Annotated in this window: 15 protein-coding genes; 7 read left to right on the forward strand and 8 right to left on the reverse strand. The window is 72.4% G+C overall.

Annotation, left to right across the window (positions count from 1 at the left end):
• Positions 1 to 15 precede the first annotated feature (15 nt).
• The 4 genes from C3492_RS21460 to C3492_RS21475 all read left to right on the forward strand — a co-directional run bounded on the left by C3492_RS21460 (position 16) and on the right by C3492_RS21475 (position 3,477).
• On the forward strand, positions 16 to 1,812 hold the full coding sequence (locus C3492_RS21460) for a thiamine pyrophosphate-requiring protein (RefSeq protein WP_103813377.1): 1,797 nt from the start codon (positions 16 to 18) through the stop codon (positions 1,810 to 1,812).
• Between the two features lie 88 nt (positions 1,813 to 1,900).
• Entirely contained in the window at positions 1,901 to 2,278 is a 378-nt protein-coding gene (locus tag C3492_RS21465; protein WP_103813378.1) for a DUF2795 domain-containing protein, read from the forward strand.
• Positions 2,275 to 2,928: a diguanylate cyclase gene (locus C3492_RS21470; protein ID WP_103813379.1), complete on the forward strand. Its 654-nt coding sequence runs from the start codon at positions 2,275 to 2,277 to the stop codon at positions 2,926 to 2,928. The genes C3492_RS21465 and C3492_RS21470 overlap by 4 nt, the downstream gene beginning before the upstream one ends.
• 6 nt (positions 2,929 to 2,934) lie before the next feature.
• Complete coding sequence (locus C3492_RS21475; protein WP_103813380.1) at positions 2,935 to 3,477, forward strand: type 1 glutamine amidotransferase domain-containing protein; 543 nt, start codon at positions 2,935 to 2,937, stop codon at positions 3,475 to 3,477.
• Between the two features lie 111 nt (positions 3,478 to 3,588).
• Here C3492_RS21475 and C3492_RS21480 read toward each other — a convergent pair whose 3' ends face one another.
• Positions 3,589 to 3,876, reverse strand: coding sequence for a DUF6158 family protein (locus C3492_RS21480; RefSeq protein ID WP_103813381.1), 288 nt, complete (start codon positions 3,874 to 3,876; stop codon positions 3,589 to 3,591).
• A gap of 59 nt (positions 3,877 to 3,935) precedes the next feature.
• Here C3492_RS21480 and C3492_RS21485 point away from each other — a divergent pair, with 59 nt between their 5' ends.
• Complete coding sequence (locus C3492_RS21485; protein ID WP_103813382.1) at positions 3,936 to 5,054, forward strand: Vms1/Ankzf1 family peptidyl-tRNA hydrolase; 1,119 nt, start codon at positions 3,936 to 3,938, stop codon at positions 5,052 to 5,054.
• Between the two features lie 47 nt (positions 5,055 to 5,101).
• Here C3492_RS21485 and C3492_RS21490 read toward each other — a convergent pair whose 3' ends face one another.
• The gene (locus C3492_RS21490) at positions 5,102 to 6,721 is read right to left on the reverse strand and encodes an ABC-F family ATP-binding cassette domain-containing protein (RefSeq protein ID WP_103813383.1); all 1,620 of its coding nucleotides are present in this window, start codon (positions 6,719 to 6,721) and stop codon (positions 5,102 to 5,104) included.
• A gap of 560 nt (positions 6,722 to 7,281) precedes the next feature.
• Between C3492_RS21490 and C3492_RS21495 the strand changes: the two genes are divergently transcribed.
• Positions 7,282 to 8,778 (forward strand): bifunctional phosphatase PAP2/diacylglycerol kinase family protein, encoded by a 1,497-nt coding sequence (locus C3492_RS21495; protein WP_181140480.1) that lies wholly within the window; start codon positions 7,282 to 7,284, stop codon positions 8,776 to 8,778.
• Positions 8,779 to 8,907: 129 nt separating this feature from the next.
• Positions 8,908 to 9,729: a class I SAM-dependent methyltransferase gene (locus C3492_RS21500; protein WP_103813385.1), complete on the forward strand. Its 822-nt coding sequence runs from the start codon at positions 8,908 to 8,910 to the stop codon at positions 9,727 to 9,729.
• Between the two features lie 61 nt (positions 9,730 to 9,790).
• Here the strand turns inward: C3492_RS21500 and C3492_RS21505 are convergent, their stop codons facing one another.
• Genes C3492_RS21505 through C3492_RS21530 form a run of 6 tightly spaced genes read right to left on the reverse strand, consistent with a single transcriptional unit; the run spans position 9,791 to position 13,250 of the window.
• The gene (locus tag C3492_RS21505) at positions 9,791 to 10,087 is read right to left on the reverse strand and encodes a gas vesicle protein K (RefSeq protein ID WP_014676018.1); all 297 of its coding nucleotides are present in this window, start codon (positions 10,085 to 10,087) and stop codon (positions 9,791 to 9,793) included.
• Positions 10,084 to 10,272: a gas vesicle protein gene (locus tag C3492_RS21510; protein ID WP_103813386.1), complete on the reverse strand. Its 189-nt coding sequence runs from the start codon at positions 10,270 to 10,272 to the stop codon at positions 10,084 to 10,086. The genes C3492_RS21505 and C3492_RS21510 overlap by 4 nt, the downstream gene beginning before the upstream one ends.
• Entirely contained in the window at positions 10,269 to 11,072 is an 804-nt protein-coding gene (locus tag C3492_RS21515; RefSeq protein WP_103813387.1) for a GvpL/GvpF family gas vesicle protein, read from the reverse strand. Before C3492_RS21515 ends, C3492_RS21510 begins: the two co-directional genes overlap by 4 nt.
• On the reverse strand, positions 11,069 to 11,404 hold the full coding sequence (locus tag C3492_RS21520; protein WP_030983990.1) for a gas vesicle protein: 336 nt from the start codon (positions 11,402 to 11,404) through the stop codon (positions 11,069 to 11,071). The genes C3492_RS21515 and C3492_RS21520 overlap by 4 nt, the downstream gene beginning before the upstream one ends.
• On the reverse strand, positions 11,401 to 12,573 hold the full coding sequence (locus C3492_RS21525; protein WP_103813388.1) for an SRPBCC family protein: 1,173 nt from the start codon (positions 12,571 to 12,573) through the stop codon (positions 11,401 to 11,403). Before C3492_RS21525 ends, C3492_RS21520 begins: the two co-directional genes overlap by 4 nt.
• Entirely contained in the window at positions 12,570 to 13,250 is a 681-nt protein-coding gene (locus C3492_RS21530) for a DNA primase (RefSeq protein WP_181140481.1), read from the reverse strand. The genes C3492_RS21525 and C3492_RS21530 overlap by 4 nt, the downstream gene beginning before the upstream one ends.

Here is a 13,250-nt window from a genome sequence, read left to right on the forward strand (position 1 = left end):
CCGGGAGGTCTCTCCATGAGCACCAAGGTCTCGGACCACATCCTTGAGCGCCTGCGCGCTTGGGGGGTGGAACAGGTTTTCGGCTACCCGGGTGACGGCATCAACGGGCTGCTCGCCGCCTGGGGCCGCGCCGAGGACCAGCCGCGGTTCATCCAGTCCCGGCACGAGGAGATGTCCGCGTTCGAGGCGGTCGGGTACGCGAAGTTCAGCGGCCGGATCGGGGTCTGCGCGGCGACGTCGGGGCCGGGGGCCATCCATCTGCTCAACGGTCTGTACGACGCGAAGCTGGACCATGTGCCGGTGCTGGCGATCGTCGGGCAGACCAACCGGACGGCGATGGGCGGTTCGTACCAGCAGGAGGTCGACCTGCACACGCTGTACAAGGACGTCGCCTCGGAGTTCGTCGAGACGGTGACCGTGCCGGAGCAGCTGCCGAACGTGCTGGACCGGGCGATCCGGACGGCGTACGCCCGGCGCTGCCCGACCGCGCTGATCATCCCGGGTGATGTGCAGGAGCTGGACTACTCGCCACCGACGCACGAGTTCAAGATGGTGCCCTCCAGCCTGGGGATGAGCGAGTGCACGGCGACCCCGACGGACGAGGCGCTGCGCCGGGCCGCTGACGTGCTCAACGCGGGCGACAAGGTGGCCATCCTGATCGGGCAGGGTGCCTCGGGCGCGGTCGCGGAGGTCCGGGAGGTCGCCGAGATGCTCGGCGCGGGGGTGGCGAAGGCGCTGCTCGGCAAGGACGTGCTGAGCGACGAGCTGCCGTACGTCACCGGGCCGATCGGGCTGCTGGGCAGCCGGCCGTCGTACGAGATGATGCGGGACTGCGACACGCTGCTGACGATCGGCTCGTCCTTCCCGTACACGCAGTTCATGCCGGACTTCGGCAAGGCGCGCGGGGTGCAGATCGACATCGACCCGCACATGATCGGCATGCGCTATCCGTACGAGGTGAACCTGGTCGGTGACGCCCGGGCCACGCTGCGGCGGCTGATCCCGCTGCTGAAGGCGGAGGGCCGCGGGCGCGAGTGGTACGACACGGTGTGCGCGAACGTGAAGCGCTGGCACGAGACGATGGAGCGGCGGGCCGGGCTGTCGGCCGATCCGATCAACCCGGAGCACGTGGCCCGCGCGCTGGACCCGCTGCTGCCGGACAACGCGATCCTCACCTCGGACTCGGGGTCGGTGGCCAACTGGTACGCGCGGCACATCACGATGCGGCCGGGCATGCGCGGTTCGCTGTCCGGGACGCTGGCGACGATGGGCCCGGGGGTGCCGTACGCGATCGGGGCGAAGTTCGCGCACCCGGACCGGCCGGTGTTCGCGCTGGTCGGGGACGGGGCCATGCAGATGAACGGCCTGGCGGAGATGATCACGGCGGCGAAGTACCGGGACCGCTGGTCGGATCCGCGGCTCGTGGTGGCCGTGTGGAACAACCAGGACCTGAACCAGGTGACCTGGGAGATGCGGGCGATGGAGGGCGCCCCGTCGTTCCTGCCGTCGCAGTCGATCCCGGACGTGCAGTACGCGGCGTTCGCCCGGTCGCTCGGTCTGACCGGGATCCGGGTGGAGAAGCCGGAGGACGTGGAGGCGGGCTGGCGGGCCGCCCTGGACGCCGACGGGCCGGCGGTGATCGAGTTCCTCACCGACCCCGCCGTGCCGCCGATCCCGCCGCACGCCAGCTGGGAGCAGATGGAGGCCACGGCCGCGTCGATCCTCAAGGGCGACGCCGACCGGGGCTCGATGGTCAAGCAGGGGCTGAAGGCGAAGGTGCAGGAGTTCCTGCCGGGCCGGCAGAAGCACTAGGCCGAGCGGTGGCCGGGCGGTGCCGACCCCGTGTCGGACGTGCGGTACCGGGTACGCGGTGCGGACCTTCGACCCTCTGGAGGGAGACATGCAGCGAGGCAGTGACCGGCTGAGCGTCCACCGGGACGACGAGATGAAGCACGAACTGAAGGGTCTGCTCCGGTCCGGCCATCCCACGCGCGTGGAGGAGTGGCACGACCCGGAGCCGGCCGCGGACGACGATCCGGAGGTGTGGAGCGGACCGGTGGGCGGTCTGGGGTCTCCGGCATCGCTGGAGCGGACCCGGCTGGAGCTGGCCCGGCACCTGAGCCGGCACGCCTTCCCCGCGAAGCCGGGCGAGCTGGCGCGGGCGCTGCGCCGGAGCAACGCGCCCGGCGGGCTGATCGACGCGGTGGCCGCGCTGCCGCACGGCGGCCGGTACGAGAACATGCAGCAGCTGGCCGAGGCCGTGGTGGGCGGCGCATGAGCCAGGACCAGGCGGCCGACATCGCGCGCGGTGCCACGGTCGACGTGGGGGACGCCACCACGCGGTTTCTGCTGTACGGGCTGCTGCCCGGCTGGTTCGTGCCGGGGCTCGCCGACTGGGCGATGCACCGGCGGACCCGGATCGAGGACACGGCGGGGACGAGGGAGTCCCTGATCCATTCGTTGATGATGGCCGAGGTGGGCCTGCCCATCGCGCTCACCCTGCGCTACGAGGTCAATCCGCTGCTGCTGTCCGTGCAGCTCGGCGCGGCGGCGGTGCACGAGGCGACGGCGCTGTGGGATGTGCGGACCGCCGTCCACAGCGACCGTGAGGTCAAGCCCGTCGAGCAGCACATCCACAGTTTTCTGGAGTCGCTGCCGTTCGGCGGGCTGGCCTCGCTGATGTGCCTGCACGCCGATCAGGTGCGGTCGCTCCTGCGTGGGGGGCGCGGGGACCCGGACGCGTGGCGTCTGGTGCCGCGCCGGCGCCCGCTGTCGCCGGGTTACCTGGCGGGCATCGGTCTCGCGATCGGCGCGTGCGTGCTGCTGCCGTACGGCGAGGAGCTGGTGCGCTGCCGGCGGGCGGCCCGGGCGAGGAAGCGCCGGGCCCGGGCCCACCGGGCCACGCTGCGGAAAGTGAAAGGAAGCTGAGCAATCATGCGTATCGCGTTTCTGGTGGCACCCGAGGGCGTCGAGCAGGTCGAGCTGACCGAGCCGTGGCAGGCGGCCTCCGGTGCCGGGCACGAGCCGGTGCTGGTGTCGACCCAGTCCGGGAAGATCCAGGCGTTCAACCACCTCGACAAGGCGGACACCTTCCCCGTGGACGAGGTGGTGGGTGAGGCGTCGTCCGTGTCGTTCGGCGGTCTCGTCCTGCCGGGCGGGGTGGCCAACCCGGACTTCCTGCGGATGGACGAGAAGGCCGTCGCGTTCGTGAAGGACTTCTTCGAGCGGGGCCGTCCGGTCGCGGCGATATGCCACGCGCCGTGGACGCTGGTGGAGGCGGACGTCGTACGCGGCCGGGTGCTGACCTCCTGGCCGAGTCTGCGCACGGACATCCAGAACGCCGGCGGCACCTGGGTGGACGAGCAGGTGAAGATCTGCGACCACGGCTCCAACCAGCTGGTGACCAGCCGCAAGCCGGACGACCTGAAGGCGTTCTGCGACGCGTTCCTGCACGTGTTCGCCGGCGCCGCCGGCTGACCGGACGCGGAGTGAGGGGGCCGGCCCGTCAGGGGCCGGCCCTTTCGTGTGGGTGCCTTTCCGGTCTTGTCCGGTGAGGGTGCCGTCCCGCGGGTGTCCCGGTGGGCGGCGTCAGGTGCCGGTCGTGCCCGGAGTCGCCGCCTCGCCGCAGCCGCGCTCACGGGCACCCTCCCGGGTGCGGGCGGCGCTCACCAGGCGGCGGGGGTTGCGGCGCAGGTACTCGCCCTCCAGCTGCGCCATGCGCTCGTTGTGGGCCCGCAGTGCGTCGTTCGAGCCGTACAGGAGAGTGTCGTGGCGCGTGCGGTGGATCGTCTCCAGCTCCTTCATGAGCTGCTGGTCGTCCAGCCGGCTGGGGTCGACTCCGGTCATGGTGGTGCCCCGCTCGTCGTGTTCGTTCATGGGCTACGGGTACCCGCCCGGCACGCACTGCCCCCGAGCGATTTCCGGGAGGGGAATCCATGGAGCTCGCGTTCCTGAGTCCACTGTACGAACATCCGGGGTCCTGGGCCTCTGCGTACGTCGACCTGTCACAGCACGACGAGGACATGGAGCACCGGCGGCATCTGACGGCGGAGGCGGTGGCCCGGCAGCTGCGCGAGCAGGGCGCCGACGAGGCCACCTGCCGGACGGTGTACGACACCGTGGACGCGCTGCGGCACAGCACGGAGCCGTACGGGCGGGCCGTCTTCGCCCGCAACGGCGAGGTCGTGCTCCAGGTGCCGCTGACCCAGGCCCCGCCGCAGGGCCTGGTGCGCTGGGGCACCCTGCCGCACGTCACGCCGCTGCTGGACCTGGCCGGGGAGGACCCGGTGTCGCTGGTGGCGTACATCGACCGCACCGGTGCCGACTTCGAGCTGCGCAGCGCGGTGCTCCAGGAGGACGCGGGGCATGTGATGGGCAGCCGGCAGTGGCCGATGCACCGGGCGAAGGCCTCCGACTGGTCCGAGCGGCACTTCCAGCTGAAGGTGGAGAACACCTGGGAGCACAACGCCCGGGAGGTCGCGGACGCCCTCGCGGCCTACCAGGCCGAGACCGGGGCCGACCTGCTGATCCTGTGCGGGGAGGAGCGTGAGTGCCGGTCCGTGCACGAGCGGCTTCCCCAGCAGCTGCGGGACCGGACCGTGGAGGCCGCGCACGGCATCGGCAGCAGGCTGCTGCCGCGGGAGGTGGAGGACATCCGGGCCCGGCACGTCCGGGAGCGGTTGCTGGCCGAGGTGGACCGGTACCGGGCGGCCCGGGCGCCCGACGAGGAGCGGCGGGCCGCGGCGATCGAGGGTGTGCCCCAGTTGATCGAGGCGGCGCGCGAGCACCGGCTGGCCGAGCTGCTGATCCGCCCGGACGCTCCGGACACGCGCCGCGAGGTGTGGATCGGCGAGGACCCGGACCAGCTCGCGGCCCGCCGTACGGAGCTGAGGAGCATCGGCGAGCAGCACGCCTGGCCGGCCCGCGCCGATGACGCGCTGGTGCGGGCGGCCGTGGTGACGGACGCGCCGGTCGTCTCGCTGACGCCGGTACTGGAGGAGACCGGCGACGAGATCGCGGCGGGCGGCATGGGCGCGCTGCTGCGCTGGAAGTGACGGCCCCGGCGCGGCGGGCCGGCCGGGCGGCGGGTGGGCGGGTCGGGTTACCGGGCCCGCTCCACGCGCCGTTCGTCCCAGACCGGTTCCGGTGTCTCGCGGACCCGGCCGTCGGAGCCGAAGACCAGGAAGCGGTCGAAGGAGCGGGCGAACCAGCGGTCGTGGGTGACCGCGAGGACCGTGCCCTGGAACGCCTCCAGCCCCTCCTGGAGGGCCTCGGCCGACTCCAGGTCGAGGTTGTCGGTGGGCTCGTCCAGGAGCAGCGCGGTGGCGCCGGCCAGTTCCAGCAGCAGGATCTGGAAGCGGGCCTGCTGTCCACCGGAGAGCCGGTCGAAGCTCTGTTCGGCCTGCTGGGTGAGCTCGTAGCGGCGCAGCCGCGACATGGCGGCGCCCCGGTCCTGGGCGTGTTCCTTCCAGAGGATGTCGAGGAGGGTGCGGCCCTGGAGCTCGGGGTGGGCGTGGGTCTGGGCGAAGTGGCCGGGCACGACCCGGGCGCCCAGCTTCCACTGCCCCGCGTGGGCGACGTCCTCGCCGGCGAGGAGCCTGAGGAAGTGTGACTTGCCGGAGCCGTTGGAGCCGAGGACGGCGACCCGTTCGCCGTAGAAGACCTCCAGGTCGAACGGCTTCATCAGCCCGGTCAGTTCGAGTCCCGCGCAGGTGACGGCCCGTACGCCGGTGCGGCCGCCCTTCAGCCGCATGGTGATGTCCTGCTCGCGGGGCGGCTCCGGCGGCGGGCCGGCCTCCTCGAACTTGCGCAGGCGGGTCTGGGCGGCCTGGTAGCGGGAGGCCATCTCATGGCTGACGGCGGCTGCCTGACGGAGTGTCAGGACGAGCTTCTTCAGCTGGGCGTGCTTCTCGTCCCAGCGGCGGCGCAGCTCCTCGAAGCGGGCGAAGCGTTCGCGGCGGGCCTCGTGGTAGGTGGCGAAGCCGCCGCCGTGCACCCAGGCGTCGGCGCCGGCCGGGCCCGGTTCGACGGAGACGATCTTCTCGGCGGCGCGGGCGAGGAGTTCGCGGTCGTGGGAGACGAACAGGACCGTCTTCCGGGTCTCCTTGAGCTGTTCCTCCAGCCACCGCTTGCCGGGCACGTCGAGGTAGTTGTCCGGCTCGTCCAGCAGCAGCACCTCGTCGGTGCCGCGCAGCAGCGCCTCCAGCACGAGGCGCTTCTGCTCACCGCCGGAGAGGGTGCGCACCTGCCGCCACTGGGCGCGCTCGTAGGGCACGCCGAGGGCCGCGGTGGTGCACATGTCCCAAAGGGTCTCGGCCTCGTAGCCGCGCACCTCGGCCCAGTCGGCGAGGGCCTGCGCGTACCGGAGCTGGGCCGCTTCGTCGTCGACGGTCATGATGGCGTGCTCGGCCTCGTCGACCGCCTTCGCCGCCTCGCGGATGCGGGGCGGGGCGACGGAGACGAGGAGGTCGCGCACGGTCGTCTCGTCCCGTACGGAGCCGACGAACTGGCGCATGACGCCGAGGCCGCCGCTGACGGTCACACTGCCGCCGTGCGGTTTCAGCTCGCCGGAGATCAGCCGCAGCAACGTGGTCTTGCCGGCGCCGTTCGGGCCGACCAGGGCGACGGCGGCCCCTTCGCCCACCCGGAAGGACACATCGCCGAGCAGCGCCCTCCCGTCGGGGAGGTAGTACTCCAGGTGCGCGGCTTCCAGATGTCCCATGGCCAGGCATTCTCCGAGCCACCCCACGCCCGGGGCAAACCGTTATCCAACAGCCCTGGCCCGCGGTCCCGGCGGGCCGGCGCGAGCGGGCCCGCCCGGAGGCACGGGCCGAGGCGGGGGGCCACGGCTCGACGTCCTCCTCGCGCCGGGCATGGGGAGAGGCACGGGCCGACGCGGGGCCACGGCCCGACATTCTCCTCGCGCCGGGCATGGCGCGAGGTACGGTCCGACGCGGGACCACGGCCCGACGTCCTCCTCGCCCCGGGCATGGCGAGAGGCACGGGCCGACGCGGGGCCACGGCCCGACGTCCTCCTCGCCCCGGGCATGGCGAGAGGCACGGGCCGACGCGGGGCCACGGCCCGACGTCCTCCTCGCCCCGGGCATGGCGAGAGGCACGGGCCGACGCGGGGCCCGGCCCGACATTCTCCTCGCGCCGGGCATGGCGCGAGGCACGGGTCACGGGCGGCGGACGCCGGACAGGCGCATCGGTTCTCCCCCGTACCGGGCCGGTTGCCGGCGCGCGGGACAAGAAACGGGCCCTTGCGGGTAACCGCATCCCATGAGCCCAGACGTGGACCTGACTGCCCCCGCGACCGCCGCCCGCGCCCCGGTGCGCACGCTGCTCGACCTCGACGGCCGCCTGTTCAACGCCGCCGCCGCCTGGCACTGGCCCGGCGCCGAACGCGTCCTGCCCCGCCTGAGCCGCAGCGCGAACCACGGGGTGCTGTGGTTCGCGACGGCCGCCGCGATGGCAGCGAGCCGCACACCCCGGGCGCGCCGGGCGGCGGCCCGCGGACTGGTCTCGCTCGGCCTGGCCTCGCTGACGATCAACACGCTCGGCAAGCGCTCGGTACGCCGGGCCCGGCCGGTGCTGGACCCGGTGCCGCTGGTACGGCAGCTCAAGCGGCAGCCGATCACCACGTCCTTCCCGTCCGGCCACGCGGCGTCCGCCGCCGCCTTCGCGACCGGTGTCGCCCTGGAGTCCCCGGCGTGGGGTGCGGCGGTGGCACCGGTGGCGTTCTCGGTGGCGATGTCACGTGTGTACACGGGGGTGCACTTCCCGAGCGACGTACTGGCCGGGGCGGCACTCGGCGCGGGCGCCGCCTTCCTCGTACGGCGTCTGGTGCCGACCCGCTCGCAGATCCGGCGGCCCGCCCGGCCGCGCGCCGCGGTCCCCGCGCTGCCCGAGGGCGACGGCCTGGTGGTGGTCGCGAACCGGGCGTCGGGGACGGCGGACCGGGTGCGGGCGCTGCACGACGCGCTGCCGAGGGCGGAGATCGTCGAGTGCGCGCCGGAGGAGGTCGGGGACGAGCTGGAGAAGGCGGCGGCCCGGGCCCGGGTGCTCGGGGTGTGCGGGGGCGACGGCACGGTGAACGCGGCCGCCGTGGTCGCGCTGCGGCACGGGCTGCCGCTCGCGGTACTGCCGGGCGGCACCCTCAACCACTTCGCCTACGACCTGGGCGTCGAGGACGAACGCCAGCTGGCCCAGGCCGTCCGGTACGGCGAGGCGGTCCGGGTGGACGCGGTCCGGTTCACCACCCCGGAGACGCGGGGACTCTTCCTGAACACGCTGAGCCTGGGCGTGTACCCGGAGCTGGTGCGCGCTCGGGACAGCTGGTCGAACCGGATCGGCGGCTGGCCGGCCGGGGTGCTCGGCGCGCTCCGCGTGCTGCGCGCCGGCCGGCACCCGCTGGAGGTGGAGCTGGGCGGCGAGCGCCGGCCCCTGTGGCTGCTGTTCGTCGGCAACGGCGTCTACCACCGCATGGGCCTCACCCCGGGCCGCCGCACCGATCTGGCGGACGGCCTGCTGGACGTGCGGGTGGTGCACGGCAACGGCAGGCCCGCGCTGCGGCTGCTCACGGCGGCGGTCGCCGGTCCGCTGACCCGCTCGCCCGGGCACGCGGCGGTCCAGGTGAACCGGTTGCGGCTGACCGGCATCGCCCCGGGCACCCCGCTGGCGTACGACGGCGAGGTGACGGCCGTGTCGGGCGAGATGACCCTGGAGAAGCTCCCGGAGGCACTGACGGTCTACCGCCCTCTCCCGGCCACCCGTTGAGGCAGTCGAGACCACCTCCTGGTCCACATACTGAAACCACGGTCTCATAATTCGGCACATGCGCGTACGGTTGAGCCGTACCGGCGGGCGGGTCCGGCCGGTCCGCCGACGAGGTGAAGGGGTTCAGCCATGCCGAAAGCGCAGGAGACCGCCGTCTACACGCACGGGCACCACGAGTCCGTGCTGCGTTCGCACACCTGGCGGACCGCCGCCAACTCCGCGGCCTACCTGCTCGGCGTGCTGAAGCCCCACATGAGGATCCTGGACATCGGCTGCGGCCCCGGGACCATCACCGCCGACCTGGCGGAACTGGTCCCCGACGGTCGGGTCACCGGCGTCGACCGGGCACCAGGCGTCCTGGAGCAGGCCCGGGCCACCGCTGCCGGACGCGGTCTGACGAACGTCGACTTCGCGGTGGCCGACGTCCACGCCCTGGACTACCCGGACGACACCTTCTGCGTCGTCCACGCCCACCAGGTGCTCCAGCACGTCGGCGACCCCGTGCGGGCACTGCGCGAGATGCGCCGGGTGACGAAGCCGGGCGGGTTCATCGCCGTACGGGACGCGGACTACGCGGCGATGACCTGGTATCCGGCGGTGCCCGGCCTGGACGACTGGCTGGACCTGTACGAGCGGGTGGCCCGGGCCAACGGCGGCGAACCCGATGCCGGGCGCCGGCTGGCGGCCTGGGCGCGGGCCGCGGGCCTGCGGGACGTCACGGCCGGCTCCAGCACCTGGACGTTCGCCACGCCCGAGGAGCGGGCCTGGTGGAGCGGCCTGTGGGCGGACCGCACCCTCGCCTCCGACTACGCCGACCGCGCCACACGGGGAGGTCACGCGACGGCGGAGCGGTTGCGGGCCGTGTCGGAGGCCTGGCGGGACTGGGGCCGGCGGGAGGACGGCTGGTTCGCCGTCCTGCACGGGGAAATCCTGTGCCGGAAAGAAGCCTGATTCGCGAATTCCGGGAAACACGTGACCGCCGGAAGTTCACATCGGGTGCCCATCCACCGCACTAGTGCCCATCGCGCGGAAGCAGCGGCCCGAGCGGCCCGAGGTCCAGGTTGAGGTCCTCGGGCCGCAGTCCGTACCGGTCCCGCAGCTCGCCCATCCGCTCCTCCAGGAGCATCAGGGTCAGCCCGATCCGCTCCTCCTGCTCCTCGGTCAGCTCACCGGTGTCGAAGCGGCGCACGGCCTGCCGCTCCATCAGCTGGCGCAGCAGCTCCACCACGGTGAGCACGAGCTTCACCAGGTCGCGTTCGACCGTGTCGGGTTCCAGGTCGAGCCGGTTGCGGCGCTGCCGCGCGGTCATAGGAGCTCCTCGAAGGGCGACGGGACCTGCGCGTTCACGGAACTGATCAGCGCGTTCAGGTCGATGCGGACGAGGTCGACGTCCGCGATGCGCAGGGTGATGTCGCCGGTGATGACGACTCCGCCGGCCAGCAGCCGGTCCAGGAGGTCGACCAGCGCGATCTCGCGGCGTTCGACTACGGTCACCGCCCCTCCCCCGCTTCCACACCCGGTTCCGCTGCCGATTCCTCACCGGAAAAGGAGTACGCGGCCCACGGACCGGTGAGTTCCACCCGGATTCCGGGTGCCTCGTCCTTGGTCCGGTCGACCAGTTCCACGAATTCCTCGGAATGCGCCCGGGACACCAGATAGGCCGCGTTGAGCACATTTCGTCCCGGCGTTCCGGAGAGCGCGGAATTCTGTGGGGGATGCATCCGGAAATCCTCGGCGCGCTCCGCGAGGCGCTCGTGGAGGGAGTGGGCGAACCGCTCGGCCCGCTGCCACTTCTCCTCCTGTGCGTGGCTGTGCTGGCGCCGCCGGCGCAGATAGTCCCGCCCGCTGACCGGCCGGGCCGCCGCGGCGGGCTCGGGCTCCGACTCGGCGGGCTCGGGTTCCAGATACACCTTCACGCCCCACTCCACGCGACCGTGCAGCCGGTCGAGCAGGCGCCGGAAGTCCTCCTCACGGGCCTCGATCATCATGCGGACGGCGCTGTCGTCGCGGAAGACGGTCGCGAGCCGCAGCGGCAGCGGGGTGGTGACCGTGGTGAGCGCGTCGACCACCCCCTGGTGGGCGCGGGCGGTCGAGGCCAGCCAGTCCAGGTCCTCCAGGTGGGCCTTCAGCGCGTCCTCGCAGAAGTCGGCCTCGGGGACCGTACTGACCACCGCGACGAGCCCGTGATGGTGCAGCAGCGCCGGCGGGGCGCCGCCGACGCCCCGCAACTCGGCCTGCAAGGGCGTCCCGAAGGGGCGGCAGACGGCGTACACGTACCGCAGTCCGGTCGTCATGGTGCCTCCTTCGGGGCGCGGCCCGGCTCCAGTTCCTCCAGCCGGGCAAGCCGTTCTCGCAGCTCGGCGTTCTCCCGGGTGAGCTCGTCCCGGCGGGCCCGGGAGGAGAGGGCCGGGTCGCTCTCCCACCAGTCGATGCCCATCTCCTTGGCCTTGTCGACCGAGGCGACGATGAGGCGCAGCTTGACGGTGAGCAGTTCGATGTCGAGCAGGTTGATCCTGATGTCCCCCGCGATGACGACACCCTTGTCGAGTACCCGTTCCAGGATGTCCGCGAGGTTCGCCCCCGAGCCCTGGCCATAGGGCTCGGGAAAGCGGCTGGGTGTCGTCATCGACGGCTCCCGCGCTCGGCGAACTCAGGCTCCTCTTCCTCGTACTCGCCTTCCTCGCCTTCCTCGCCTTCCTCGTCCTCAGCGGGCTCCTCGGCCTCGGTCTCGTACGAGTCCTCGTCGCCCTCCTCGTCACCTTCCTCGTTCTCGTCCTCGTACTCGCCCTCGTAGGGTTCCTCTTCCTCCTCTTCCTCCTCTTCTTCCTCCTCTTCCGGGCCCTCCCGGCCCTCGGGCTCCTCTTCGCCCTCTTCTTCTTCCTCTTCCTCTTCTTCCTCGTCCTCTGCCCGGGGCTCCTCCTCCTCCTCCGCGAGGGCGTCCTCGTGGCTGCGGACCACCTCGCCGTCGCGGATCTCGCCGCGCCAGCTGTCCTCCGCCTCTCCCTTGAGGGTGATGAAGCGGGCGAAGTTCTTCAGGTCCAGCCTGGCCCGGCGGCCCTGGGCGCGCCAGATGTTGCCGGTCTTCTCGAAGAGGCCGGTCGGGTAGTACTCCATGACCAGCAGGACCCGGGTGAGGTTCTCCTCAAGGCGGTGGAAGGAGACCACGCCCCTGGTGGTGCCCTTGGCGCCCTCCGACGTCCACTGGATGCGGTAGTCGGGTATCTGCTCGGTCGTCTTCGCCTTCCAGCTCCGGGTGGACCAGAAGACCTTCGCCGTCCAGTCGGACTGGGTGTCGTCGGCGCGGCTCGCGCTCTTGACGCCCTTGGCGAAGGTGGAGAAGGACTGGTACTGGGTCCACTGGTCGTAGGCCGTGCGCAGCGGTACGCCGACGTCGACGGACTCCATGATGACGGTGGGCTTCTTGCCCGCGCCGCCCTTCTTGCCCTTGCTGCCGCCGAGGCTGCGCACCGTGTCCAGCACCTTGTCCTTGGCGTGGGAGGCACCCAGCTCCACCGCGGAGCGCAGCGGTCCCTTGCCCTCGGCGAGCTTGCGCCCGCCCTCCAGCGCCAGTTTGGCGAAGCCCGGGCTCCTGCCCTCGGCGATGTCGTTCAGCTTGCCGGTGGTCTCGCCGAGCTTGCGGCCGAGCCCGACCAGCAGCCGCTGGGCCTGTGCGTTCAGGTACTCCTGGGCCTCTTCCTTCAGCCGGTCGGCCGCCTCGCTCTGCGCGAGGCCGGCCAGCGGTGCCGTCAGGCCCTTGCCGGCCTTCGAGGTCACTCTTCCGAGGGTCTCGGTCATCGGTCATCGCCGCCCTTCGACTGCCGGGAGACGGCGCTGCGGGCGGCGCCTCCGGCCGCGGCCGTCTTCCTCGCGGCCGTATCACGGGCCGCGCTCGTCTTCTTGGCCGCCGCCTTCTTGGCCGGGGCCTTGTCGGCTGCCGTCCCACCGGGAGCCTTCTTGGCGGGGGCCTTCTTCGCCGGGGCCTTCTTGCCCGGCTTCTTGCCCGCCTGCTTCCGGGGCGCCTCGTCCGCGTCGCCCCGGGCGTCCCCCCTCGGCCGTTTTCGCTCCCCCCGCTGCTCGCCCCGCTCTGCCCGCCCCTCCTGCTCCTCGTCCTCGTCCCGCTCCTCGTCCTCCTCCTCGTCGGAGCCGGTCGGCGCGACTCCGGACAACTCGTCGCGCACCTTCGTCGTACGGCCGTGCAGCCGGTCGGCGAGTGTGTTCATCTGCCGCTCGACCATCGCGCCGGTGGCGGCCTTGCCGACACCCCGCAGGTCCTGGCGGAGCTGGTCGCCGATCTCCTTGAACTGCGGGTTGTCCAGCAGTTGCCGGTTCAGCTGCTCCGCGAGCGCGCGCGGGCTGAGGTTCATCTTCTTCCCGGCGGCCAGGGAGCCGACCGCGAGCGCCATCTTCAGCTTCTTCGTGCGTCCGAGCAGATATCCGGCCCCTACCGCGAGGCCCAGTGCGGTTCGGTTCAT

This window comes from Streptomyces sp. Ru62, assembly GCF_002920615.1.
Lineage (GTDB): Bacteria > Actinomycetota > Actinomycetes > Streptomycetales > Streptomycetaceae > Streptomyces.

What these genes read in the sequence shown, in the direction of transcription:
- C3492_RS21460 (WP_103813377.1), top strand. Translation starts at nt 16, where the DNA reads ATGAGCACCAAGGTCTCGGACCACATCCTTGAGCGCCTGCGCGCTTGG.
- C3492_RS21465 (WP_103813378.1), top strand. Translation starts at nt 1,901, where the DNA reads ATGCAGCGAGGCAGTGACCGGCTGAGCGTCCACCGGGACGACGAGATG.
- C3492_RS21470 (WP_103813379.1), top strand. Translation starts at nt 2,275, where the DNA reads ATGAGCCAGGACCAGGCGGCCGACATCGCGCGCGGTGCCACGGTCGAC.
- C3492_RS21475 (WP_103813380.1), top strand. Translation starts at nt 2,935, where the DNA reads ATGCGTATCGCGTTTCTGGTGGCACCCGAGGGCGTCGAGCAGGTCGAG.
- C3492_RS21480 (WP_103813381.1), bottom strand. Translation starts at nt 3,876, where the DNA reads ATGAACGAACACGACGAGCGGGGCACCACCATGACCGGAGTCGACCCC.
- C3492_RS21485 (WP_103813382.1), top strand. Translation starts at nt 3,936, where the DNA reads ATGGAGCTCGCGTTCCTGAGTCCACTGTACGAACATCCGGGGTCCTGG.
- C3492_RS21490 (WP_103813383.1), bottom strand. Translation starts at nt 6,721, where the DNA reads ATGGGACATCTGGAAGCCGCGCACCTGGAGTACTACCTCCCCGACGGG.
- C3492_RS21495 (WP_181140480.1), top strand. Translation starts at nt 7,282, where the DNA reads ATGAGCCCAGACGTGGACCTGACTGCCCCCGCGACCGCCGCCCGCGCC.
- C3492_RS21500 (WP_103813385.1), top strand. Translation starts at nt 8,908, where the DNA reads ATGCCGAAAGCGCAGGAGACCGCCGTCTACACGCACGGGCACCACGAG.
- C3492_RS21505 (WP_014676018.1), bottom strand. Translation starts at nt 10,087, where the DNA reads ATGACCGCGCGGCAGCGCCGCAACCGGCTCGACCTGGAACCCGACACG.
- C3492_RS21515 (WP_103813387.1), bottom strand. Translation starts at nt 11,072, where the DNA reads ATGACGACCGGACTGCGGTACGTGTACGCCGTCTGCCGCCCCTTCGGG.
- C3492_RS21520 (WP_030983990.1), bottom strand. Translation starts at nt 11,404, where the DNA reads ATGACGACACCCAGCCGCTTTCCCGAGCCCTATGGCCAGGGCTCGGGG.
- C3492_RS21525 (WP_103813388.1), bottom strand. Translation starts at nt 12,573, where the DNA reads ATGACCGAGACCCTCGGAAGAGTGACCTCGAAGGCCGGCAAGGGCCTG.
- C3492_RS21530 (WP_181140481.1), bottom strand. Translation starts at nt 13,250, where the DNA reads ATGAACCGAACCGCACTGGGCCTCGCGGTAGGGGCCGGATATCTGCTC.